At 69.9% G+C, this 19,645-nt stretch carries 21 protein-coding genes; 16 read left to right on the forward strand and 5 right to left on the reverse strand.

Features of this window, described 5'->3' with window-relative positions; all coding sequences use genetic code 11:
* Positions 1-90: 90 nt before the first annotated feature.
* The 5 genes from miaA to EV193_RS30950 all read left to right on the forward strand — a co-directional run bounded on the left by miaA (position 91) and on the right by EV193_RS30950 (position 5,419).
* Positions 91-1,014, forward strand: a complete 924-nt coding sequence (gene miaA, locus EV193_RS30930) for a tRNA (adenosine(37)-N6)-dimethylallyltransferase MiaA (protein ID WP_242613788.1) — start codon at positions 91-93, stop codon at positions 1,012-1,014.
* Positions 1,015-1,083: 69 nt separating this feature from the next.
* Complete coding sequence (dapF, locus tag EV193_RS30935) at positions 1,084-1,929, forward strand: diaminopimelate epimerase (RefSeq protein WP_165401566.1); 846 nt, start codon at positions 1,084-1,086, stop codon at positions 1,927-1,929.
* Between the two features lie 195 nt (positions 1,930-2,124).
* Complete coding sequence (gene hflX / locus EV193_RS30940) at positions 2,125-3,501, forward strand: GTPase HflX (protein ID WP_130348535.1); 1,377 nt, start codon at positions 2,125-2,127, stop codon at positions 3,499-3,501.
* A gap of 4 nt (positions 3,502-3,505) precedes the next feature.
* Positions 3,506-4,543 carry a hypothetical protein gene (locus EV193_RS30945; RefSeq protein WP_130348498.1) on the forward strand — a complete coding sequence of 346 codons (1,038 nt, stop codon included), beginning with the start codon at positions 3,506-3,508 and terminating at the stop codon, positions 4,541-4,543.
* 147 nt (positions 4,544-4,690) lie between these two features.
* Positions 4,691-5,419, forward strand: coding sequence for a VOC family protein (locus EV193_RS30950; RefSeq protein ID WP_242613789.1), 729 nt, complete (start codon positions 4,691-4,693; stop codon positions 5,417-5,419).
* 54 nt (positions 5,420-5,473) lie between these two features.
* Here the strand turns inward: EV193_RS30950 and lexA are convergent, their stop codons facing one another.
* A complete protein-coding gene (gene lexA, locus EV193_RS30955) occupies positions 5,474-6,169 on the reverse strand; it encodes a transcriptional repressor LexA (RefSeq protein WP_130348536.1) in 696 nt (231 codons plus the stop codon).
* 326 nt (positions 6,170-6,495) lie between these two features.
* On the opposite strand from lexA, the gene EV193_RS34315 reads away from it, so the two are divergent.
* From EV193_RS34315 to EV193_RS30985, 6 genes are all read left to right on the forward strand, one after another.
* Positions 6,496-6,948 carry a LysM peptidoglycan-binding domain-containing protein gene (locus EV193_RS34315; RefSeq protein WP_242613790.1) on the forward strand — a complete coding sequence of 151 codons (453 nt, stop codon included), beginning with the start codon at positions 6,496-6,498 and terminating at the stop codon, positions 6,946-6,948.
* Positions 6,949-6,975: 27 nt separating this feature from the next.
* The gene (locus EV193_RS30965) at positions 6,976-7,521 is read left to right on the forward strand and encodes a YciI family protein (RefSeq protein WP_130348500.1); all 546 of its coding nucleotides are present in this window, start codon (positions 6,976-6,978) and stop codon (positions 7,519-7,521) included.
* Positions 7,522-7,837: 316 nt separating this feature from the next.
* The gene (gene nrdR / locus EV193_RS30970; RefSeq protein ID WP_130348501.1) at positions 7,838-8,314 is read left to right on the forward strand and encodes a transcriptional regulator NrdR; all 477 of its coding nucleotides are present in this window, start codon (positions 7,838-7,840) and stop codon (positions 8,312-8,314) included.
* 161 nt (positions 8,315-8,475) lie between these two features.
* Positions 8,476-12,387, forward strand: coding sequence for a vitamin B12-dependent ribonucleotide reductase (locus EV193_RS30975; protein WP_130348502.1), 3,912 nt, complete (start codon positions 8,476-8,478; stop codon positions 12,385-12,387).
* 65 nt (positions 12,388-12,452) lie between these two features.
* A complete protein-coding gene (locus EV193_RS30980; protein WP_130348503.1) occupies positions 12,453-13,163 on the forward strand; it encodes a maleylpyruvate isomerase family mycothiol-dependent enzyme in 711 nt (236 codons plus the stop codon).
* Entirely contained in the window at positions 13,136-13,810 is a 675-nt protein-coding gene (locus EV193_RS30985; protein WP_130348504.1) for a hypothetical protein, read from the forward strand. The genes EV193_RS30980 and EV193_RS30985 overlap by 28 nt, the downstream gene beginning before the upstream one ends.
* Here the strand turns inward: EV193_RS30985 and EV193_RS30990 are convergent.
* Positions 13,789-14,229 (reverse strand): nucleoside deaminase, encoded by a 441-nt coding sequence (locus EV193_RS30990; protein WP_130348505.1) that lies wholly within the window; start codon positions 14,227-14,229, stop codon positions 13,789-13,791. The genes EV193_RS30985 and EV193_RS30990 overlap by 22 nt on opposite strands.
* Positions 14,226-15,080, reverse strand: coding sequence for a TIGR03619 family F420-dependent LLM class oxidoreductase (locus EV193_RS30995; protein ID WP_130348506.1), 855 nt, complete (start codon positions 15,078-15,080; stop codon positions 14,226-14,228). The genes EV193_RS30990 and EV193_RS30995 overlap by 4 nt, the downstream gene beginning before the upstream one ends.
* 93 nt (positions 15,081-15,173) lie before the next feature.
* Between EV193_RS30995 and EV193_RS31000 the strand changes: the two genes are divergently transcribed.
* Positions 15,174-15,635 (forward strand): Lrp/AsnC family transcriptional regulator, encoded by a 462-nt coding sequence (locus EV193_RS31000; protein ID WP_130348507.1) that lies wholly within the window; start codon positions 15,174-15,176, stop codon positions 15,633-15,635.
* On the opposite strand, the gene EV193_RS31005 is transcribed toward EV193_RS31000, so the two are convergent.
* Complete coding sequence (locus EV193_RS31005) at positions 15,611-15,991, reverse strand: nuclear transport factor 2 family protein (RefSeq protein ID WP_130348508.1); 381 nt, start codon at positions 15,989-15,991, stop codon at positions 15,611-15,613. The two genes, EV193_RS31000 and EV193_RS31005, sit on opposite strands and share 25 nt — an antisense overlap.
* Positions 15,992-16,077: 86 nt before the next feature.
* On the opposite strand from EV193_RS31005, the gene EV193_RS31010 reads away from it, so the two are divergent.
* From EV193_RS31010 to EV193_RS33875, 3 genes are all read left to right on the forward strand, one after another.
* Complete coding sequence (locus EV193_RS31010) at positions 16,078-16,848, forward strand: helix-turn-helix domain-containing protein (protein WP_130348509.1); 771 nt, start codon at positions 16,078-16,080, stop codon at positions 16,846-16,848.
* Positions 16,849-16,908: 60 nt separating this feature from the next.
* Complete coding sequence (locus EV193_RS31015) at positions 16,909-17,823, forward strand: NHL repeat-containing protein (RefSeq protein ID WP_130348510.1); 915 nt, start codon at positions 16,909-16,911, stop codon at positions 17,821-17,823.
* Positions 17,824-17,899: 76 nt separating this feature from the next.
* Entirely contained in the window at positions 17,900-18,040 is a 141-nt protein-coding gene (locus EV193_RS33875; RefSeq protein ID WP_207222876.1) for a hypothetical protein, read from the forward strand.
* A 51-nt stretch (positions 18,041-18,091) separates the two neighbouring features.
* Here the strand turns inward: EV193_RS33875 and add are convergent, their stop codons facing one another.
* Positions 18,092-19,105: an adenosine deaminase gene (gene add, locus EV193_RS31020; protein WP_130348511.1), complete on the reverse strand. Its 1,014-nt coding sequence runs from the start codon at positions 19,103-19,105 to the stop codon at positions 18,092-18,094.
* 276 nt (positions 19,106-19,381) lie between these two features.
* Between add and EV193_RS31025 the strand changes: the two genes are divergently transcribed.
* Positions 19,382-19,624 carry a hypothetical protein gene (locus EV193_RS31025; RefSeq protein ID WP_130348512.1) on the forward strand — a complete coding sequence of 81 codons (243 nt, stop codon included), beginning with the start codon at positions 19,382-19,384 and terminating at the stop codon, positions 19,622-19,624.
* Positions 19,625-19,645: the final 21 nt, after the last annotated feature.

Here is a 19,645-nt window from a genome sequence, read left to right on the forward strand (position 1 = left end):
GGCACCGAAAAGTGTTCGGTGCCACCGGCGCATTCAAACAGGTCACGTCGCTTCTGGGTAGGAGAGGGCCGAAAGGTAGCGTCGACTGCCGTGATCGTTCGTGCCGCGGTGAACCCTCGTCCGGTGGCCGTGGTCGGGCCGACCGCGACCGGCAAGTCCGACCTGGCCGTGGAGTTGGCGCTGCGCCTGGGCGGCGAGGTGATCAACGCCGACGCGATGCAGCTCTACCGGGGCATGGACATCGGCACCGCGAAGATCACCACGGCCGGGCGGCGCGGCGTGCCGCACCATCTGCTCGACGTCCTCGACGTGACCGAGACCGCCTCGGTCGCCGCGTACCAGCGCGACGCGCGCGCGTGCGTGGAGCGGCTGCTGGACGCCGGCCGGGTGCCGGTCGTGGTCGGCGGATCGGGCCTGTACGTGCAGTCCATTGTGGACGATCTGGACTTCCCCGGCACCGATCCGGATGTGCGCGCGCGGCTGGAGTCGGAGCTGGCCGAAGCCGGCGCGGACGTGTTGTACCGGCGCCTCGCCGAGCGGGATCCCGTTGCGGCACAAGCGATCCTGCCGAGCAACGGGCGGCGGATCGTGCGTGCGCTGGAGGTGATCGAGCTGACCGGGCGCCCGTTCTCGGCGAACATGCCGCGTCCCGGCCCGGCCCGCTACGGCACCGTCCTCATCGGACTCGACCGCGAGCCGGGCGCGCTGGACGAGCGGGTCGACGAGCGGGTGCGGCGGATGTTCGAGGCCGGGCTCGCCGACGAGACGCGGGAACTGGAGAACCAGGGTTTGCGGCTCGGGCGCACCGCGTCCCGCGCGCTCGGCTACCAGCAGGTGCTCGACGAGTTCGACGGTGACCACGACATGGACGCCGCCGCTGCCGCGACCGCCAAGGCCACCCGCCGGTTCGTGCGCCGCCAGCGGTCCTGGTTCCGCCGCGACAAGCGGATCACGTGGTTGGAGGCGGCCACGCCCGGTCTGGTCGAGCACGCGGCCGCGATCGTCGCCGACTAAGAGGTTGCGCGGATTGGGGCCCGCGCAGCAGGCATTCGCCCAATTCGCGTGACCTCTAGGCTGGGCCACATGGGTATCTCGTTCGTCAAGGGGCACGGCACCGAGAACGACTTCGTGCTGCTGCCCGACCCGGACGGACAGCTCGACCTGACGCCCGAGCGGGTCCGCGCGCTGTCCGACCGGCACGGCGGGATCGGCGCGGACGGCGTGCTGCGCGTGGTGCGTGCGTCGCAGGTGCCGGACGCGCCCGAGGGTGTCACCCCCGACGTGTGGTTCATGGACTACCGCAACGCCGACGGTTCGATATCGGAGATGTGCGGCAACGGCGTGCGGGTGTTCGCCCGCTACCTGGTCGACTCCGGGTTGGCCGAGCCGGGCGAGCTGGTCGTCGGCACCCGCGCGGGCGACCGTCCGGTGGTGGTGCACGGCGACGGCTCGGTCACCGTGCAGATGGGGCCGGCGACACTGCGCGGGCGCTCGTCGGCCACGGTCGGCGGCACCGCGTACTCGGGTGTGGCGGTGGACGTGGGCAATCCGCACCTGGCCTGCATCGTGCTCGGCGGCCCGGACGAACTGGCCGGGCTGGACCTCGCCGTGCCGCCCGGTCACGACCCGGTGCTGTTCCCGCACGGCGTGAACGTGGAGTTCCTCGCCGTGCTCGACAGTGGCGACAGTGGGGACACGCTGCGGATGCGGGTGCACGAGCGCGGTGTCGGCGAGACCCGGTCCTGCGGTACCGGCACGGTCGCCGCCGTGACCGCCGCGCTGCACGCCCGCGGTGACGACGCCGGCGCGATGACCGTGGAGGTGCTCGGCGGGCGCGTCTCGGTGACCGTCGGCGACGGTCAGAGCACCCTCACCGGGCCCGCGGTGTTCGTGGCACACGGTGAGGTCGCTCCGGCACTCTGGGGTTGACCGCCGCTAATCGTTCGTCTGTTCGGCCGAACCGTGGGACGATGGACCGGTAAGGACAGGCACGACTCGGTGCGCGGACGGGTGGAGACACGCAGTTTGACCACGGACTTCAGTAAAGACGACCTCCTCGCGGCGGCGACCGGCGAGACCGACGAGTTCGACGTGGAGGACGCCACCGCACCGTCCACCGGCGATATGGAGCTTGCCGAACGAGCCGCGCTGCGGCGTGTCGCCGGCCTGTCCACCGAGCTCGCCGACGTCACCGAAGTCGAGTACCGGCAGCTGCGGCTGGAGCGGGTGGTCCTGGTCGGCGTGTGGACCGAGGGCTCGGCACAGGAGTCGGAGGCCTCGCTCGCGGAGCTGGCCAGGCTCGCCGAGACGGCCGGCTCCGAGGTGCTCGAGGGCCTCGTGCAGCGCCGCGACCGGCCCGACCCGGCCACCTACATCGGCTCCGGCAAGGTGCGCGAGCTGTTCGACGTCGTGCTGTCCACCGGCGCGGACACGGTGATCTGCGACGGTGAGCTGTCGCCCGGCCAACTGCGTCAGCTCGAGGACAAGCTCAAGGTCAAGGTGATCGACCGGACCGCCCTGATCCTGGACATCTTCGCCCAGCACGCGCGCTCCCGGGAGGGCAAGGCGCAGGTCGAGCTGGCCCAGTTGCAGTACCTGATGCCGCGCCTGCGCGGTTGGGGTGAGGCACTGTCCCGACAGGCGGGTGGCCGGGCCGGCGGGGCCGGCGGCGGCGTGGGTACCCGTGGTCCCGGTGAGACCAAGCTGGAGACCGACCGGCGGCGCATCCGCGCGCGGGTTTCCAAGCTGCGCAAGGAAATCCAGGCCATGGGCAAGGTGCGCGAGACCAAGCGCGGCCGCCGGGTGGCCAACGAGGTGCCGAGCGTCGCGATCGCCGGATACACCAACGCCGGCAAGTCCAGTCTGCTCAACGCGATCACCGGCGCGGGCGTGCTGGTCGAGGACGCGCTGTTCGCCACCCTGGACGCGACCACTCGTCGGGCCACCACCTCGGACGGGCTGGACTACACGCTCACCGACACGGTCGGCTTCGTGCGGCACCTGCCGCACCAGCTCGTCGAGGCGTTCCGGTCCACGCTGGAGGAGGTCGCCGAGGCCGATCTGCTGGTGCACGTGGTGGACGGTTCGGACCCGATGCCGGAGTGGCAGGTCAAGGCCGTGCGCGAGGTGCTGGTCGAGATCGGCGAGCGGATCGGTACCACGATGCCCAAGGAACTGGTCGTGGTGAACAAGATCGACGCGACCGGTGAGCTGGCCATGGCGCGGCTGCGGCACCTGCTGCCGAACGCGGAGTTCGTGTCCGCCAAGACCGGCGCCGGCATCGACGAGCTGCGCGAGCGGATCGCCAAGGAGATACCCGGCCCGGACCACGAGATCGACGTACTGCTGCCGTTCGCGCGCGGCGAGCTGATCGCCAAGGTGCACTCGCAGGGTGTCGTCCTCGACGAGGAGCACACCGACGAGGGCACCCGGATGCGTGCCAGAGTGCACGCGGATCTGGCCGGTGCGCTGGCCGGGTTCTCCACCAACGGCAGCCACTGATCGCATGCGGCGGCGCGTCGGGGCGGTTCTGGGTGCGTTGGCGATCGTGTTCGCGCTGCCGGGTGTGGCCCAGGCCCGCACACAGGCGCAGCCGACGCCCGTTGAACAGTGCCGGCTGGCCGACCCGAAGCTGAACGAGCTGTCCGGGCTCGGCGCCGACGGTGATCGCTGGTACGCCACCAACGACGGCGGCACCAAGGTCCAGGTGTTCGTGATCGCCAAGGACTGCAAGACCGAGCGGGTGGTCACCGGGCCGATCGACCCGTACGACGTGGAGGACATGGCCCGCGCGCAGGACGGCACGTTCTGGCTCGCCGACACCGGCGACAACGACGAGAAGCGCCCCAACGTCGCGCTGATTTCCCTTACCCCGCAAGGGAAAACGACGGTGTACCGGCTGACCTACCCGGACGGCCCGCACGACACCGAGGCGCTGCTGCTGGGCCGCGACGGCGTGCCGTACCTGGTGACCAAGGACAAGTTGGGCAGCTCGAACGTGTACAGGCCGGCCGGGCGGCTGGCCGCACCCGGCCCGACGCCGCTGCAGCACGTCGGCGCGCTGAAGATCAGCAGCACCGATACGCGCGGCGGCCCGGTGCCCGGCATGTTCGGCTCGATCATGATCACCGGCGGTGCGGTGAGCGCCGACGGGAAGGTGGTCGCGCTGCGCACGTACACCGACGCCTATCTGTACGCCGCGCCGGACGGCGACATCGCCGAGGCGCTGCGTCGCTCGCCGGTTCGGGTGCCGCTGCCCGACGAGCCGCAGGGCGAGGCGATCGCGTTCGAGCCGGACGGCGCGCTGGTGTCGGCGTCGGAGGGCACCGGCCAGCCGGTGCGCGTGATCTCCGGCGCGGCGGACCTCGCCAACCAGAAGGCGCCCACGGCGAACGGCGAGGCGCCGGCACCCGGTGGCGCGTCCGGTGCCCCGAGCGATTCGGGTGACAAGGGCGGTCTGAGCACCCTGCCGGCGATCGGCATCGTCGCGATCGTGGTGCTGGTGCTCGGCCTGCTGATGAGCCGCCGCCGCTCGCGCGGGTGATCGCGTTTTCCGTTGTGTTGTAACGACGTTCGTGCCAGGCGGCACATTGTCGGTGTGCGGGTCTACTGTGCCCGCGAACACACACGGCGCGGAGGTATACAGATGGTCACGCGGAGCACACCCTGGCCCGACGGCACCCCTTGTTGGGTGGACGCCGGGTTCGACGATCTCGGTAAGGCGCGGGCGTTCTACTCCAGCCTGCTCGGCTGGGAGATCCCACCGGGCGCCGAGGACTTCGGGAATTACAGCACCTGTGTGGTCGACGGCAAGGCGGTCGCCGGCATCGCCGACAAGATGCAGCCGGACATGCCGACGGTGTGGACCACCTACATCGCGACGAGCAACGCCGACGACGCCGCCGCCAAGGTCAAGGAGGCCGGCGGGCACGTCATGTTCGGCCCGATGACCGTGGGCGACTTCGGTCGGATGGCCGTCGCGACCGACTCGCTGGGTGGCGTCTTCGGTCTGTGGGAGGCGGCGTCGCACACCGGCTTCCAGGTGGCCAACGAGCCGGGCACGGTCACCTGGAACGAGTACATGAGCCGCCATTTCGATGCCGCGAAGTCCTTCTACGGCAAGGTTTTCGGCTACGAGTACGCCGACATGGGCGGCGAGGACATCACCTACGCGACGTTCAAGGTGGACGGCGCGGACGTCGGCGGCATGGGTGTGCTGGGCAGCCAATGGCCGCCGGAGGTGCCGGCGAACTGGGGCGTGTACTTCAACGTCGAGAACGCCGACGCGTCGATCGCGAAGGCCGTCGAGCTGGGCGGGACGGTGGTCAGCCCGGCGTTCGACACCCCGTTCGGCCGCATGGGCTTCGTGAACGACGACCAGGGCGCGGGCTTCTGGCTGATGCAGGCGCCCCAGGCCTGACGGACGGGTTGGTTGCCCGCCGGCCGCGCTGGCCGGCGGGCAACCACCATGCCCTCAGAGCCTCCTGAGCACCGCGACGACCTTGCCCAGGATGGTGGCCTCGTCGCCGGGAATCGGCTCGTAGGCCTCATTGTGCGGCAGCAGCCACACGTGCCCGTCGCGGCGCTTGAACGTCTTCACGGTGGCCTCGCCGTCGATCATGGCCGCGACGATCTCGCCGTTGTCGGCGGTCGGCTGCTGGCGCACCACGACCCAGTCGCCGTCGGCGATCGCCGCGTCGATCATCGAATCGCCCGCCACGCGCAGCAGGAACAGCGAGCCCTCGCCGACGATCTCCTTGGGCAGCGGGAACACGTCCTCGATCGCCTGCTCGGCCAGGATCGGCCCACCGGCGGCGATCCGGCCGACGACCGGGACGTAGGCCGGCTTCGGGTGCTGTTCCTCGATGTCGGCGACCTCCGGGTGGTCAACCGGAACCTGCGACGGGTCGACGTCCGGCGGCAGCACGCCGATCGCGCGCGGGCGGTTCGGGTCGCGCCGCAGGAAGCCCTTCTGCTCGAGCGCCTTGAGCTGATAGGCCACCGACGAGGTGGACGTGAGGCCGACCGCCTCGCCGATCTCGCGCACGCTCGGCGGGTACCCGTTCTTGTCGACGTGCGCGCGGATCACCTCGAGCACGCGCCGCTGCCTCGCCGGCAGGGTGGAGCCGTCGGGGCTGGCGTTGGCCGCCGTGTCGGGGAAGGCGCGCACGTTGTCGCCGACCGCCTCGACGGCCTTCTTGCCGGCCGCACGGCGACCTTTTCCGCCGGTCTCTCGTGTGCCGTCTTCGCGTGCCACCGCTGTGCCTCCCCTGTGCCCGGGAACCCTCGTGACTCCCGGTGATACGACCTGGTTGTCGGGTGTGTATCCGTGGTCTTCGTTGCTGTCGACGTTAGCCCTCACGCGGCTCTCGATCAAACGTCTGTTCGAACGACACGCCGGGAACTCTCGATTTTGTCGGTGGGAGGTGGTACAAAATCGCACGAGCGTTCGATCGAACGACTGTTCGATCTCGTCGGTTGTCGAGGAGGCACGTGATGACGGTTCTGGCGTTCAAGGGTGTCGAGCCCGTGGAGCACGACCACCGGCCTTCGCACGCACCCGAGCGTCGAAGGCCGGTCGAGCCGACGCGTCCGCCGACCCGGGAGCGGGCCGCCTCGGCGCCGCCGGTCCCGGCGGGCACGGTGTGCGGGCAGCGTCCCGGCCGGCTCCGGATGCGCTGGCTGGTGATGCTCGGCGCGGCGGTGTTCGCCGCCGTGGTGGGTCTCGGGTTATTCGCCGACGCCGTGGTCGGCTCCCCGGAGGACGCGCTGCCGCAGACCACCGCCGTGGTGCACGTCGGCGCGGGGGAGAGCCTGTGGGAGGTCGCGTCGCGCACCCTGCCGGACGCGGACACCTCGGCCGTCGTGGAGCGGATCAAGGAGCTGAACCGGCTCGGCAACGCGGCGGTGAGCCCCGGCCAGCCGCTCACGGTCCCGGTCCGCCGCTGAGGAACGCGAGCCGGTAGATACTGCGGCATGGAGTTCTTCTGCTACCACCGTGATCGGCCCGGTTCCGTTGCGCTGCGCGAAGAACTGCTGGAGGAGCACTGGTCCTACATGGACCGGTACGCCACGCAGATGATCGCCCGCGGCCCGACCCTGGACGGTGACACGCCGACCGGCAGCGTGCACATCGTGGACCTGCCAAGTCCCGCCGCTGCCCGCGCGTTCGCCTTCGACGAGCCCAACTACCAGGCCGGCGCGTACCGGGACGTGCTGCTGCGGCGGTGGAGCAACACGCTCGGCCGTACGATGTGGGACTTTCCCGGCGGCCGGGCCGGGGGCAATCGATACCTGGTGCTCGGTCTGGGTGCGGGCGAGGCTATCGATCTTGCCGTGCCGCCCGGGCGGGACGAGCTGATCGCCTATGGGCCGCTGCTGTCCGACGACGGCGCCGCCTGGCTGGGCACGGCGGCGTTGGTGCGGGCGCCGGATCCGGATGTGGCACGCGCGGTGCTGACCGTCGGTCGGTACGCCAGTGTCGAGGTTCACCACTGGCGGTTCGGCGGGCGGCCGTCGTAACGCGGAGCCGTCGCGGTTCGGAGTTGGGTGATCGCCCAGAGGGGTCTCCGAACCGGTCGTGGGGAGCACTCGGACACCACTGCGTATCGCGCCGGTAGCACCGCGTTGATCAAGCCCCCCGAACGGGTAAGTCGAGTCGTGTCGCCTTGCATGATCTGGGTTTGAGGCATACCGTCGACCCCAACATCTAGTAGTTACAGCGCTGTAGTTAGTCCACAGGTTGGGGATGGCTCGCCAGAGTTGTCCACCGGCCATCCACACGAATTCCACAAGTGGATCCACCTGCGGCGGTCTGTTTTCGGGGAGGCGAATCGGGATGCGGTGCCCGTTCTGTCGACACTCTGACTCGCGGGTCGTCGACTCGCGAGAGGTCGACGAGGGCCAGGCGATCCGGCGCAGGCGATCGTGCTCGAAGTGCAGCCGCCGGTTCACCACGGTAGAGGAGGCCGTGCTCGCCGTGGTGAAGCGCTCCGGCGTGACCGAGCCGTTCAGCCGGGAGAAGGTCGTGCTCGGTGTGCGCCGTGCCTGTCAGGGGCGCCCGGTCGAGGAGGACCAGCTGCAGCAACTCGCGCAGCGGGTCGAGGAGTCGATCAGGTCGACCGGTGCGGCGGAGATCCCGAGCCACGAGGTGGGGCTGGCGATCCTGGGGCCGTTGCGCGAGTTGGACGGGGTGGCCTACCTGCGGTTCGCCAGCGTGTACCGGGCGTTCACCTCGGTGGAGGACTTCGAGAAGGAGATCGCCGATCTCCGTGCGGTCATGGCGGCCGACGAGAGCGGGGACGGCGGCGGATGAGCGGGCGGCGAAAGCCACGGCACGGTGCCAAAACCGTTGCCACGCAAGGCAAGCACGGACAAGGCAGGACAAAGCAGGGAAGGTCGCGACGGGCGGGGAGCGCACGGCGGACCACCGGGACTGATGTCACGCGAGTGAGTCACGAGGGAGAGGGACTGGTCATGACGGAGACGGTCGGGACAGCGGCGACCGGTGGGGCCGCCGATGGGTCCGTGAACGGCAGCGGTGGCGGCCTGCGAGTGCGGCGCGTCTACACCACCGAGGGGGTGCACCCCTACGACGAGGTGACCTGGGAGCACCGCGACGTCGTGATGACCAACTGGCGCGACGGGTCGGTGAACTTCGAGCAGCGTGGCGTGGAGTTCCCCGAGTTCTGGTCGGTCAACGCGGTCAACATCGTGACCAGTAAGTACTTCCGCGGCGCCGTGGGCACGCCGCAGCGCGAGCACAGCCTCAAGCAGCTGATCGACCGCGTGGTGAAGACCTACGTCGGCGCCGGCGAGAAGCACGGCTACTTCGCCACGCCCGAGGACACCGAGATCTTCGAGCACGAGCTGACCTGGATGCTCATGCACCAGGTGTTCAGCTTCAACTCGCCGGTGTGGTTCAACGTCGGTACCAGCTCCCCGCAGCAGGTGTCCGCGTGCTTGAGCTATGACACGCTGGTCAGCACGCCGGCAGGTCTCATCCCGATTGGCAGGCTGGTCGAGGACGACGCGGTTGGCACCAAGGTCTACGACGCGCACGGTGTCACCCGCATCCTCGCCACCAAGGCCAACGGGGTGAAGGACGTCTACCGGCTGCACGCCAAGGCCGGCTACACGCTGGACGTCACCGCCGACCACCTGGTGTGGAAGGCGACTGGCGACGGCACTGGTCAGTTCGTGGAGGCCGGTACGCTGCGCCCTGGAGACCAACTCGAGTGGCACCGGCGCGAATCCTACGGCGAGGGCGAGTTCACCTTTAACGACATGTGGGAGGCCGCCCTCGCTGGCTGGCTGCAGGCTGACGGTTCGGTCGCCTGTTACGACGGCAGGCTCCGCATCGAGGCGATCACCGTCACCGACGCCGAGCTGGATTGGGTTCGTGGCACCATCGACCAGGTCTTTCCCGGCGCCTACTGGAGCGAGACCAAGGTGCCGACGCAGAGCACCGAGTTGGACTGCCGCCGCACCAAACTCTACGGCAAGCAGCTCCGGCCATTCGTGGAGAAGTGGGATCTGCTGCGCCGAGGCGTCGACATGGAAGTGCCGCCCGCGTTGTTCACCGCGCCGCTGCCAGTGGTGACCGCCTATCTGCAGAGTCTCTTCCAGGCCGAGGGGTATGTCAGCGCACGCGAACGGTCCACGTTGGTCGGGCTCGACATGGTCGGCGAGAAGCATGTCCGTGGCGTACAGAGCCTGCTGATGCGCTACGGCATCTTTTCCAGGGTGCGGTTCAAGCGCGACGTGCGGGACAACCGGCTCGGCTGCTGGTCGCTGGGCATCCAAAACGCCGGTGACCGGCTGACCTTCGCTACCGAGATCGGCTTCATCGACCCGGTGAAAGCCGCCAAGCTTGAGTCCAGCTTCGACAAGCCGGGCCGCGCCACCCGGCCGACCAAGCGGCTGGAGATCGATCGCATCGAATCCCTCGGCGCGATGGATGTCTACGACATTCAGACCGAGAGTGGCGAGTTCCTTGCCGGAAACCTGCGGGTGCACAACTGCTTCATTCTCGCGGTGGACGACACGATGGACTCGATCCTCAACTGGTACAAGGAGGAGGGGCTGATCTTCAAGGGCGGCTCGGGCGCCGGCCTGAACCTGTCCAGGATCCGCTCGTCCAAGGAGCTGCTGTCCTCGGGCGGCACCGCGTCCGGCCCGGTGTCGTTCATGCGCGGCGCCGACGCGTCCGCGGGGACGATCAAGTCCGGCGGCGCCACCCGCCGTGCGGCCAAGATGGTCGTGCTGGACGTCGACCACCCCGACGTCGAGGAGTTCATCGAGACCAAGGCGCGCGAGGAGAACAAGATCCGCGCGCTGCGTGACGCCGGGTTCGACATGGACCTCGGCGGCACCGACATCACCTCGGTGCAGTACCAGAACGCCAACAACTCGGTGCGCGTGTCCGACGAGTTCATGCACGCCGTCGAGTCGTCCGGAGAGTTCGGGCTGCGCTCGCGCACCACCGGCGAGGCGATCGAGACGGTCGACGCGAAGAAGCTCTTCCGCAAGCTGGCCACGGCCGCGTGGGAGTGCGCCGACCCGGGCATCCAGTACGACGACACGATCAACGCATGGCACACCTGCCCGGAGTCGGGCCGGATCACCGCGTCCAACCCGTGCTCGGAGTACATGCACCTGGACAACTCCAGCTGCAACCTGGCGTCGCTGAACCTGATGAAGTTCCTGCGCGAGGACGGCACGTTCGACGCGGAGACCTTCGCCAAGGCCGTCGAGATCGTGATCACCGCGATGGACATCTCGATCACGTTCGCGGACTTCCCGACCGACCCGATCGGCGAGACCACCCGCAAGTTCCGCCAGCTCGGCATCGGGTACGCCAACCTCGGCGCGCTGCTGATGGCGACCGGCCACGCCTACGACTCCGACGGCGGGCGGGCACTGTCCGCGTCGATCACCTCGCTGATGACCGGCACCGCGTACCGCCGCTCGGCCGAGCTGGCCGCCGTGGTCGGGCCGTACGAGGGCTACAAGCGCAACGCCGACGCGCACCAGAAGGTCATGCGCAGGCACGCCGCGGCGAACGACCTGATCCGCACGTACCACTCCAACGACGCCACGGTGCAGCAGTTGGCCACCCGCGAGTGGCAGGCCGGCCTGGAGATCGGCGCGCGCAAGGGGTGGCGCAACGCCCAGGCGTCGGTGCTCGCCCCGACCGGCACCATCGGCCTGATGATGGACTGCGACACCACGGGCATCGAGCCGGACCTGGCGCTGGTCAAGTTCAAGAAGTTGGTCGGCGGCGGCTCCATGCAGATCGTCAACCAGACCGTGCCGCGCGCGCTGACGTCGCTGGGCTACCAGGACGAGCAGGTCGAGGCGATCGTGGAGTACGTGGCCGAGCACGGGCACGTGATCGACGCGCCGGGCCTGCGCCGCGAGCACTACGACGTGTTCGACTGCGCGATGGGCGAGCGGTCGATCCAGCCGATGGGGCACGTGCGGATGATGGCGGCGGTGCAGCCGTTCCTGTCCGGCGCGATCTCCAAGACGGTGAACATGCCGGAGGCGGCCACCGTCGAGGAGGTCGAGGAGATCTACTTCGAGGGCTGGAAGCTCGGCCTCAAGGCGCTGGCGATCTACCGGGACAACTGCAAGGTCGGCCAGCCGCTGTCGGCGGGCAAGGGCGGCACGAAGGAAGCGGAGCCAGAGAAGATCGTCGAGTACCGCCCGGTCCGCAAGCGGCTGCCGAAGAAGCGCCCCTCGCAGACCGTGTCGTTCACGGTCGGCGGTGCTGAGGGTTACCTGCACGCGGGTTCGTACCCGGACGACGGGCTCGGCGAGATCTTCGTCAAGCTCGGCAAGCAGGGCTCGACGCTGGCCGGTGTGATGGACGCGTTCGCCACGTCGATCTCGGTCGGTCTGCAGTACGGCATTCCGCTGGAGTTCTACGTCTCGAAGTTCCAGAACCTGCGCTTCGAGCCGGCGGGCATGACCGACGACCCGGACGTGCGGATCGCGACCAGCCTGATGGACTACCTGTTCCGTCGCCTCGCGCTGGACTACCTGCCGTACGAGAAGCGGGCGCAGCTCGGGATCTTCACCGCCGACGAGCGCTCCGCCCAGGTCGCCAGCGACTACGGCGACTTCGGGGGCGACAGCACGGACGTGGATCTGGAGGCGCTGAGCACCTCGGTTGACGCGAGCTCGACCGCGCGCCCCGCGGTCGAGTCCACTGTGGACGCCGAGCCGGAGGTGCGGGAGGCGCACAGCTCCACCGAGTTGCTGGAGCTGCAGCTCGGCAAGGCGGCCGACGCGCCGCTGTGCATGACCTGCGGCACGAAGATGCGGCCGGCCGGCTCGTGCTACGTGTGCGAGGGCTGCGGCTCCACCTCCGGCTGCAGCTGACGTGACACCCGGGATGGGAGCCGGTATCGTGCCGGCTCCCATCCCGTTGCCGCGTAAGGAAAGTAATGGCTGAACACCAGAGCGTGGCCGACGCCGTGCGGAAGTCGCACGCGCGGCTGTCGACTGTCCTCGGTGGACTCGACGACGGTGCGGCACGCGGGCCGTCTCTGCTGCCGGGGTGGTCGCGCGGGCATGTGCTGACCCACATCCAGGACGTGGCGCGGGCGTTCGCCAGGCAGGCCGAGTACGCCAGGGCCGGCGAGCTGGTCGAGGTGTACGACGGCGGCCGGCCCGCTCGCGACGCGTCGATCGAGGCCGGTGCCGGCCGGCCCGCCGCCGAGCTGGCGACCGCCGTGACCGAGGCGATCGGCGAGCTGGAGCGGGTCTGGGACGGCCTGGACGGTGAGGACTGGTCGCGCCCGGTGCGGTACCGCCATGGCACCGTGCTGGACACGGTGTACGCGCAGTGGCGCGAGGTGGAGATCCACACCGTGGACCTCGCGCTCGACTACTCGCACACCGAGTGGACGCCCGAGTTCTGCGCGCACACGCTGGACTTCCTGGCGCCACGCGCGCCCGCGGGTGTGACCCTGCGGCTCGAACCGGAGGACTCCGCGCGGACGCGGGCGTGGGGGAGCGGCCCGACCGTCACGGTGCGCGGGCGGCTCACCGAGATCACCGCGTGGCTGGCCGGGCGGCCCGCCGACGGTGTCAGCTCCGACACCGGCACACCGCCGGAGCTGGGTCCGTGGCCGCCGCACCCGTCGCCCCGATGACCGGGCAGGCCGTCGCGGACCTGTACGACGCGTTCGCCGGGTATCCGCTCCGGTCCACGATCGAGGGGTGCGCGCACTGCGTGACCGAGGCCGACCAGGCCGCGCTGCGGTCCGCCCCGTTGCCCGAGCTGACCGCGGAATCGTTGTCCCGCTTCGGTTTCAAGGCGCTCACCACTTGGGGCGACGTGGACGATCTGCGGCACTTCCTGCCCAGGATGCTCGAGATCGCCGTCACCGACGACGGGTGGGACCTGCACGCGACGTTCGTCAAGCTGGCCACCGCGCGGTGGTGGGACTGGCCGGACGGGGAGCGGCGCGCGATCGAACGGTATGCCGACGCGCTGTGGCTGCACGTGCTGACGTTGATGCCCACCAGCCGGTCCGCCGCCGATGTGCTGGACGCGTTCGGCACCGCGTTCGAGGACCTGACGCCGTTCCTCGTGATCTGGCGTGCCGAGGCCACCGAGCCGGCTCGGTGCCAGCTTGCCGACCTGCTGCTGAACAGACCGTCCGGTTTGGACAGTCACCTCGCCGACTGGCTGGCCGAGCCGGAGACCCGGCAGGCGATCGAGGCAGGCTTCTTCGCCGCCGGCTCGCCCGACGCGGCGCGGCTGCTGTCCGATGCCTACGACGTGCTCGGCCGGTAGTAGCCCTCGACCGGTACCCGCGCCTCGTCGAACAGGGCGGGGCCTTCCTGTGGCACGGCAGGGAATCCGGTGCCCGGTGGCTTGAGCGTGGCGAGCTGATCGCCGGACAGTGCGAACACCACGCGGCCGAGCCCCGAGCGGTCGATCGCGCCGGCGCACATGCCGCACGGCTGGCAACTCGTGTACATCGTGGTGGCCGCCGCCGTCTCCGCGTCCAACTCGCGGGCCGCCCACCTGGCCAGCTTCTGCTCCGGGTGCGCCGAGATGTCCCCGTCGGTGATCGTGGTGTTGCGCTCCTCGGCGAGCACGTCACCGTGCGGTCCGACGAGCAGCGAGCCGAACGGCGGGTTGCCCGACGCGTGCGCTTCGCCGGACAGCTCGATCGCCCGGCGCAGGAACGCCTCTTCTGCCGGTGTCATGATCGCTCCGTCCGTAGAATGCCTTGCGCCGCAACGATTTCCAGTGCGCGCCAGGCCTGCTCGGGGTGCCGGGTCTCTTCCGGATCGCCGTGGAAGGGGTCGAGCAGCACGTCGGTCGCATCGAGCAGCCGCAGCCGATCGACGTCCTCGACGACCTGCTCGAGCGAGCCTTCGCCGGCCAGCCGCTCGTGGTCGTCCAGCGGCGTGTCGGTGATGCGCAGCATGATCCTCGGCGTGAGCGCCGGCACCGGTCGCGCCTGCTCGTCGGCGGCGATCTTGAGCCGGTCGACCCGGTCGGGCAACCAGGTCGCGCCGAACCGCAACGGGTGCCAGGCGTCGCCGACCCGCACCGCCCGGCGGATCCCCGCGTCGCTGTTGCCGCCCACCCAGATCGGGATCCGGCCGGCGCGATAGTCCCGCTCGTCGAGCCACGCGGCGCGCACCGCGTCCAGGTACTCGTCGGTGATCGCGCCGCGCCGGGTGAACGGGACGCCGAGCGCCTCGTACTCCTGGCGCGCCCAGCCGATCCCCACGCCGAGCACCAGCCGTCCGCCGGACAGGTCGTTCAGGTTGGCCGCCATCCGCGCGATCAGCAGCGGGTGCCGGTACGGCACGATCAGCACGGTGGTGCCCAGCCGCACCCGGTCGGTGATCCCGGCCAGCCACGCCAGCGTGGTGAACGGCTCGTAGAACGGTGCCGGGTACTGCTCGGCCACGTCGGGCGTGATCGCCACGTGGTCGGAGATCATCAGCAGGTCGTAGCCGAGGCCCTCCACGGTGCGCGCCCACTCGCGCAGCACGCCCGGGTCGGTGCCGGGGCCGAAGTTCGGGACATTCACGCCGATTCGCACGCCGTTCAGCCTATGCGGCGAGCTTGCCGCCTTGAAGAGACTCCTCGCGGTAGTCGCCCGTCACAGCCGTGGATCTGCCGGTAGTTTGGCGATATGGCCGAGACTCTTGATTCGACGGACTGGGCGATCCTGGCCGAGCTGCAGTGCGACGGCCGGCTGCCGTTCACCGAACTCGCCAGGCGGGTGAGCCTGAGCGCGTCGGCCGCCACCGAGCGGGTGCGGCGGCTGGAGTCGATCGGCGTGATCACCGGCTATCGCGCGACCGTCGACCTGGAGAAGGTCGGCTACCCGGTGCTCGCCGTGGTGCGGTTGAAGTACCCGGGAAGCAAGCACCAGCCGCTGCATCGCTTGCTGGACAAGCGTTTCGAGATCCTGGAGTGTCTGCGCACCACCGGCGAGGACTGCTACCTGTTGAAGATCGCGGCCGGTTCGATGTCCGAGCTGGAGCGGGTGGTGGACGAGCTGGCCGCGTTCGGCAGCACGACGACGAACATCGTGTACGGCCAGACTCTGTCCTACCGCGGTCCGCGTCAGAACATGCCGTGCGGAACCTGATCCGGCTCAGGGACCGGTTGCACCACGTCCCAGTGCTCCACGATCTTGTCGTCGACGAACCGCAGGATGTCGACCACGGCCATGCCGCGCTCCTCGCCGGGCGGCACCAGGTTGTAGTGGACCACGACGTGGTCGTGGTCGGCGATGGCGCGCTTCATGTCCAGCCGCGCCTCGGTCATTCCGGAGTCGGCGATGAACTGGACGAAGGCGTCCCGCCCGGACGGGTTTCCCGGGCCGTGCTCCAGGAAGTCCTTGTGCAGCAGGGCACGCAGCGGTTCGAGGTTGCCCTTGTCGACCTCGGCGAAGCAGTGCAGGACGAGTTCTCGGTTGCGCTCGGCGCGCTCGTTGTCGTTCATGCCTCGACTAGACCCGCCGCGGCACGTGCTGTCGATGACCTGACAGGTAATGGCGGCGCCGCACGGCGACGGGCGAGACTGCGGGTATGAACGGTGATCGTCCGGTCGGCGAGCTGTTGCGCGAGTGGCGACACCGGCGCCGGCTCAGCCAGCTCGACCTGGCCATCCAGGCCGGCGTGTCGGCCCGGCACGTGAGCTTCGTGGAGACCGGCCGGACCGTGCCGAGCCGCGAGATGGTGCTGCACCTGGCCGAGCACCTCGGCGTTCCGCTGCGCGAGCGCAACCGGCTGCTGGTCGCCGCCGGCCACGCGCCGGTGTACCGCCAGCGGCCACTGGAGGATCCCGATCTCGCCACCGCGCTGGACGCCGTGCGGCAGGTGCTGGACGGCCACGAGCCGTATCCGGCGCTCGCCGTGGACCGGCGGTGGAACCTGTTGCTGGCCAACTCCGCGATGGAGGTCTTCTTCGACGGCGTCGAGCCCGCGCTGCTGGCGTCGCCGGTCAACATGATGCGGCTCGCCCTGCACCCGAAGGGCCTGGCGCCGAGGCTGCGCAATCCTGATCAGGTGCGCGCGTTCCTGCTGAGCCGGCTGGCCCGGCAGGCCGGCGCGTCCGGCGATCCCGTGCTCGCCGAGCTGTACGCGGAACTGGTGGTCTTCGGTGACGGGGAACCGCCGCCACCGGACCCGGCCGAGGTCACGTTGCCCATCCGGATCGAGCACCGTGGCGCGGAGCTGTGCTTCTTCAGCACGATCACGACGTTCGGCGCGGCCTTCGACGTCACGCTCGACGACATCGCGGTGGAGGCGTACTTCCCGGCCGACGAGCGGACCGCGGCGTACCTGCGCGACGGGTAACGGGTCGCCCGCCGTGCCGATAACGCCCGTGTCGGGGGACCTGCCGGAAGGGGTGCCGTCGTGCGCAAACTCCTGGTCGTTCTGGCCGCCGTGCTGCTGTCCGTGCTGCTCGCGCCGACAGCCGTGGCGCAGCGGTTCCCGGACCGGATCCCGCTGCCGAACGGGTTCTTCCCGGAGGGGATCGCGATCGGCAAGGGCACCGCGTTCTACGTCGGATCGCTCGCCACCGGGGCGATCTATCGCGGTGATCTGCGCACCGGCCGGGGTGCGGTACTGGCTCCCGGCGATTCGTCGCGGCCGCGGCGCAGCACGATCGGGCTGGAGGTGGACTCTCGCGAGCGGGTGTGGGTCGCCGGCGGAGTGTCCGGCGACGTGCGGGTGCACGACGGCCGCACCGGCGCGCTGCTCGCCGTCTATCCGGTGACCGCGCGCCCGAACCCGTTCGTCAACGACCTCGTGGTGACCGACAACGCCGTGTACGCCACCGACTCCGCCTACCCCGAGCTGCACGTGATCCCGCTGCGGCACGGCGGCGGGCTGCCCGATCCGAGTGCCGCGCACACCGTGCCACTGTCCGGCCCGGCGGCCGACCCGGACTTCAACAACGGCGTCGAGTCCACAATGGACGGTCAGCTGGTGATCGTGAACCGGGTGGGCGAGTTGATGAAGGTGAACCCTCGCACCGGGGCGAGCGCGCTGGTGGACCTTGGCGGCTACCTGGTCACCAACGGCGACGGGCTGGTGCGCCGGGGCAACACGCTGTACGTGGTGCGCAACATGGTCAACACGGTGTCCGTGCTGCGACTGGACCCGCACGCCACCCAGGGCACGCTGCTGTGGGAGGTCACCAGTCCGGCGCTGCGCATCCCGACCACCGGCGACCTGTTCGGCTCCTCGCTGTACGTGGTGAACGCGCGGTTCGACACGCCGCCCGGTCCGGACGTGGACTACGACGTGGTTCGGCTGCCCGCCTAGGGTCGACATGTGCGGGTCATCCGCTGCTCGGCGCCTTCGCGGTGGTGTGCCGGCTCGGTGACGCCCAGAGACCCTGGTGACGCCGGCCGGCGAGCCGGTGCAGGTCTGGGCCTGGCTCGACGAACGAGCGGGAATGGTGCGGGCCCGCCAGTTCGCGCCGAGCGAGGGCAAGCCGGACGACGAGGCGTGCGGATCGGCGTCGGCACGGGGTCGGTGATCAAGGTGCGTCCCCGCGGCTCCGGCATCGACCTCGGCGGGCGGTGCCTGATCACCGGGTGAACCGAGCCTCGACCGCGTCGATCTCCGCGAGGAGCGTGGCGCGCAGCTCGTCGTCGCAGAACGCGGCGCGCACGCCGGCACGGGCCAGGTCGGCCAGGTCGCTTCGGCCGAGCCCGAACTCGGTGTGGCACAACAGGTATTCGCCGTTGAGGTCGCAGTGGAACATGCCGGGGTCGTCGGTGTTGATGGTGACCGGCACGCCCGCGTCGAGCAGCCTCGGCAGCGGGTGGCTCGCCAGGTCGGCGACCACCCGAGTGCGCAGGTTCGACGTCGGGCACACCTCCAGCGGGATGGCGTGCTCGGCCAGGTGCGCCAGCAGCTTCTCGTCTTTCACCGCGCTCGTGCCGTGGCCGATCCGCTCGGCACGCAGGTCGTTCAGCGCCGACCAGATCGACTCCGGCCCGGTGGTCTCGCCCGCGTGCGGCACGCTGTGCAGCCCGGCTTCGCGGGCGATCGCGAACGCGCGGGCGTACCGGCCGCGCGGTTGGCCGATCTCCGGCCCGCCGAGGCCGAAGCCGACCGTCCCCTGTGGACGCCGGCGCACCGCGAAGTCGACGGTGACCATGCCGTCCGGCTCGTCGCCCGGCGCCGGAATGTCGAAGATCCAGGCCAGGTGCACGCCGTGCTCGGCGAGTGCGGCCGCCCTGCCGCCCTCGAGCGCCTCGGCCAGTTCGTCGACGTCCATGCCGCGGCACAGGTGGCTGTGCGCGCTGACGGTCACCTCGGCGTAGCGCACGTTGTTGGCGGCGAGATCGGCGGCGAGCCCGTCGATCAGCGTGCGAATGTCGGCTCCGGTGCGCACCAGGCCGTTGACCGTCACGTACACGTCGATGAAGTGCGCGAAGTCGGTGAACTCGTAGAACGCGCGCAGTTCGTGCTCGTCGACCGGCACGCCGCATTCCGGGTGCCGCCGCGACAGTCGCAGCACGGTGTCGGAGGATGCGGAGCCGAGTAGATGCACGTGCGACTCGACTTTGGGCAGCGCGGCGACGAACGACCTCATATCGCCTTTCTACCCCGTGGACACGAACGCATTCCCCGTGGGCGAAAACCCCTTGCGTGGTCGCCGAGGCGTCTGTATGGTCGGAGCCATGTTCATCAGCTGACGCACTCCCGCGCTCTTCAGCGCCGCGCCTGCCGCCTTCTCCGCGGTGGCGCCAGCCATTCAGATCCAGCTGTTTCGCAGCCATTCGTATTCGCGCCCAGCGGTCTATTCGCCGTGCGCGAAATACGCGAGCCGAAACGGCTATCTCGCTATTCGCAAAATCGGGGAGGCGGCATGAAGACGAACAGCGCGCATTTCACGAATCTGATGTCCGAGGCACCGTACGAATTGCGTGCCGGCGGTTTCCCGCAGGCGCCGGAGGGGACGACCATGAATATCCCGATGAACACGCCGAAGCCGAGCCGCCGCGAGCGTCGTGGCGGCAAGCAGGTCAAGGCCAACGGCCGGATGCACCTCGCCGCCCAGCACGGCGGCATGGTGAAACAGCGCCAGCACGCCGTGCGCAGGCGCGGCTGAGAATCCGGCCGACCGGGCGGG

This window comes from Herbihabitans rhizosphaerae (assembly GCF_004216555.1).
Classification (GTDB): domain Bacteria; phylum Actinomycetota; class Actinomycetes; order Mycobacteriales; family Pseudonocardiaceae; genus Herbihabitans; species Herbihabitans rhizosphaerae.

What these genes read in the sequence shown, in the direction of transcription:
- dapF (WP_165401566.1), top strand. Translation starts at nt 1,084, where the DNA reads ATGGGTATCTCGTTCGTCAAGGGGCACGGCACCGAGAACGACTTCGTG.
- hflX (WP_130348535.1), top strand. Translation starts at nt 2,125, where the DNA reads ATGGAGCTTGCCGAACGAGCCGCGCTGCGGCGTGTCGCCGGCCTGTCC.
- EV193_RS30945 (WP_130348498.1), top strand. Translation starts at nt 3,506, where the DNA reads ATGCGGCGGCGCGTCGGGGCGGTTCTGGGTGCGTTGGCGATCGTGTTC.
- EV193_RS34315 (WP_242613790.1), top strand. Translation starts at nt 6,496, where the DNA reads ATGACGGTTCTGGCGTTCAAGGGTGTCGAGCCCGTGGAGCACGACCAC.
- EV193_RS30965 (WP_130348500.1), top strand. Translation starts at nt 6,976, where the DNA reads ATGGAGTTCTTCTGCTACCACCGTGATCGGCCCGGTTCCGTTGCGCTG.
- nrdR (WP_130348501.1), top strand. Translation starts at nt 7,838, where the DNA reads ATGCGGTGCCCGTTCTGTCGACACTCTGACTCGCGGGTCGTCGACTCG.
- EV193_RS30975 (WP_130348502.1), top strand. Translation starts at nt 8,476, where the DNA reads ATGACGGAGACGGTCGGGACAGCGGCGACCGGTGGGGCCGCCGATGGG.
- EV193_RS30980 (WP_130348503.1), top strand. Translation starts at nt 12,453, where the DNA reads ATGGCTGAACACCAGAGCGTGGCCGACGCCGTGCGGAAGTCGCACGCG.
- EV193_RS30990 (WP_130348505.1), bottom strand. Translation starts at nt 14,229, where the DNA reads ATGACACCGGCAGAAGAGGCGTTCCTGCGCCGGGCGATCGAGCTGTCC.
- EV193_RS31000 (WP_130348507.1), top strand. Translation starts at nt 15,174, where the DNA reads ATGGCCGAGACTCTTGATTCGACGGACTGGGCGATCCTGGCCGAGCTG.
- EV193_RS31005 (WP_130348508.1), bottom strand. Translation starts at nt 15,991, where the DNA reads ATGAACGACAACGAGCGCGCCGAGCGCAACCGAGAACTCGTCCTGCAC.
- EV193_RS31010 (WP_130348509.1), top strand. Translation starts at nt 16,078, where the DNA reads ATGAACGGTGATCGTCCGGTCGGCGAGCTGTTGCGCGAGTGGCGACAC.
- add (WP_130348511.1), bottom strand. Translation starts at nt 19,105, where the DNA reads ATGAGGTCGTTCGTCGCCGCGCTGCCCAAAGTCGAGTCGCACGTGCAT.
- EV193_RS31025 (WP_130348512.1), top strand. Translation starts at nt 19,382, where the DNA reads ATGAAGACGAACAGCGCGCATTTCACGAATCTGATGTCCGAGGCACCG.